The organism is Synechococcus sp. R3-13, from assembly GCF_047462195.1.
Classification (GTDB): Bacteria; Cyanobacteriota; Cyanobacteriia; order Thermostichales; family Thermostichaceae; genus Thermostichus.
In genome coordinates, this window is the sequence record NZ_JANSIO010000218.1 from 1 (window position 1) to 2,359 (window position 2,359).

Here is a 2,359-nt window from a genome sequence, read left to right on the forward strand (position 1 = left end):
TGAGATAAATGACTATGCGTTGTGGAACGGTTATCTGTAGGGATTGGTCGCCCTTCGACATATCGCCACTCTGCTGAAAACACAGGGCAAGAACCCGATTCCAAAGGTTGAGGATCCCGACTATCTTGGTGGGTGTTGACCCAGGAAGCAAGCTGATGTTGCTGACCACTACAGACGTGCTCCAAGGTAGAGAGGTTGAGCGTTACTTGGGCATTGTTACCGCCGAGGTAGTTTATGGCACCAATGTTCTACGGGACTTCCTTGCTACCCTCCGCAACATCATCGGGGGACGCACAAGAACCTATGAAGAAGTTTTCGAGAATGCCCAGAAAAAGGTTTTGGAAGAGTTGGAGCAGCGAGCCAAACGTTTGGGAGCAAATGGCATCCTAGGCGTTAGCATTCATACCAACATGAGCACGACAATGATCCTCGTTACCGCCGCCGGCACCGCCGTTAAGCTCCGCTGACGGATGCTTCTGTTGAAGGTTTCCCTTTCTCGGAAGATGATGGCAGCCTGTTCTCAGGCCAGGCTTTCCATCACCGCCTCGTCGATCTCGAAATTGGCGTAGACATTCTGCACATCGTCTAGGTTGTCGAGACGCTCCATCAGGGCAAGCACTGACTTGGCCGTATCGGGATCCTCCACATGCACCTCAGTGGATGGGATCCAGCGGATGGCCGCATCTTGCACTGGGTAGCCCTCTTTTTTCAGGTAGGTGGCCACCTGCTCCAGCAAAGAGTAGTCGCAGTACACCTCTGCTCCTGTGCCTTCCACCTTGAAGTCGTCTCCCCCTGCTTCTGCCACCGCCAGTAACAGAGCTTCCGGATCTTGCACAGCCTCCAGGTTGATCACCCCCCTTTGCCGGAACAGCCAGCTCACGCAGCCGGCTTCTCCCAAGCTGCCGCCGGTTTTGCTGAAGGCTTCTCGCACCTCGGCAGCCGTGCGGTTGCGGTTGTCGGTCATGGCCTCGATCAACACAGCCACCCCACCGGGGCCGTAGCCCTCGTAGCGAACTTCTTCCAGGGGGCTGTCGTCGCTCCAGTTGCCGGCTCCCTTGGCAATGGCTCGTTCAATGTTTTCGCTGGGCATCCCCGCTGCTTTGGCTTTCTCCACTGCCGCCCGCAACTGAAAATTCCCATCCGGATCTGGCAAGCCGTTGCGAGCTGCCACGATGATGGCCCGCGAGAGTTTGGTAAAGAGGCTGCCCTTTTTGGCATCTACACGGGCCTTTTGCCGTTTAATGTTGGCCCACTTGCTGTGTCCTGCCATGCCGCCACACACCAGTCAAGCAATGAATTGGAGGGATCCCTCCATTTTTGAAGCCTAGATCACCTCGGCTCAGGACTCAACCCCACGGCAACTGGGAGGGTACCGGCCTGGTCACAAAACAAGGGATCCTGAGGATCCCTCACAACCCAGACTTAGCCACCCCATAACCCCCTCAGGGCTGAATCGGCTGCCGCTGGATCACATCCCCTTGAGGTGGAGGTGGAGGGGCTGGGGTTTCTTGAGGGGTAGGCGTTGCCTCTATGGGAGGAGTTTCCCCAGGAGGCGGGGGCAGAGGGGGCACACCTTCTCCAGGCACAGGCCCAGGTGTAGGCGTGGGGGTTGGGGATGGAGTTAGAAAGGGCGTCACCTGTCCCAACAGCTCGACATAGAAAATCGCATCTTGCTCTGGCCCAAAGCGCCCCACTTCCCAACGGTGACGGGGCACAAACATTGTTTGCAGCAGCACTTCCCGGCTGACAAAAGCGGGAGTACCCGAGAAGACGTAGCCATCGACAATGACTCGATTCAAATCGGGCCGAGTTTGAAACACCCGATCCACCTCCCGCAGCATCTCCGTATCCAGCCGCCCCAGCAGAGTTTCCAGAGTGTCTTCAGGTCTGATCAGTACCCGCACCGAAAAGCGATAGCCTTCGCAACGATAGTCCCCACAGATCTTGACCAGCTCGTTACGCACCCGGATTTGCGCCCCAGGATCCAAATTGCGCCCTGGCACTAAGACTTCCTCCTGGGGTTGCTGTTCGACCGGCTGGGCCCATAGCTGGAGTTGACTTGCCCATCCTGCCCAAACTAGGGATCCGAAAAACAAGCCGAATCCCCAACCTTTTAGAGGAAGGCTCCAACCCAGACTGCCCTGCTCAGAGCGAGGTGAAACGGGGGGCTCACAATCCTGGATCGGGCTGTTCATAAAGCGTTGACCGATTCTTCAGCGATGGCTACCGCCAAATCTACCCGACATCGGCCAGAGAGGCACTAGGCAGAGAGAAAAATAGGGTATTGGCCTCGGATCAGTTTCAAAACAGGGGCAGAAGAGAAGCTTTGACCAAGAAAACTGGGTTGCAAGCCCCGCCC

3 protein-coding genes are annotated in these 2,359 nt (G+C 56.7%); 1 reads left to right on the forward strand and 2 read right to left on the reverse strand.

Going from position 1 to position 2,359, the window contains the following annotated elements; all coding sequences use genetic code 11:
- The first annotated feature begins 155 nt into the window (after nt 1-155).
- On the forward strand, nt 156-467 hold the full coding sequence (locus NW856_RS06785; RefSeq protein ID WP_011432974.1) for a YbjQ family protein: 312 nt from the start codon (nt 156-158) through the stop codon (nt 465-467).
- A gap of 53 nt (nt 468-520) precedes the next feature.
- On the opposite strand, the gene NW856_RS06790 is transcribed toward NW856_RS06785, so the two are convergent.
- Nucleotides 521-1,270 carry a YebC/PmpR family DNA-binding transcriptional regulator gene (locus NW856_RS06790; protein ID WP_414399600.1) on the reverse strand — a complete coding sequence of 250 codons (750 nt, stop codon included), beginning with the start codon at nt 1,268-1,270 and terminating at the stop codon, nt 521-523.
- A 172-nt stretch (nt 1,271-1,442) separates the two neighbouring features.
- Complete coding sequence (locus tag NW856_RS06795) at nt 1,443-2,003, reverse strand: hypothetical protein (RefSeq protein ID WP_414399601.1); 561 nt, start codon at nt 2,001-2,003, stop codon at nt 1,443-1,445.
- Nucleotides 2,004-2,359 lie beyond the last annotated feature (356 nt).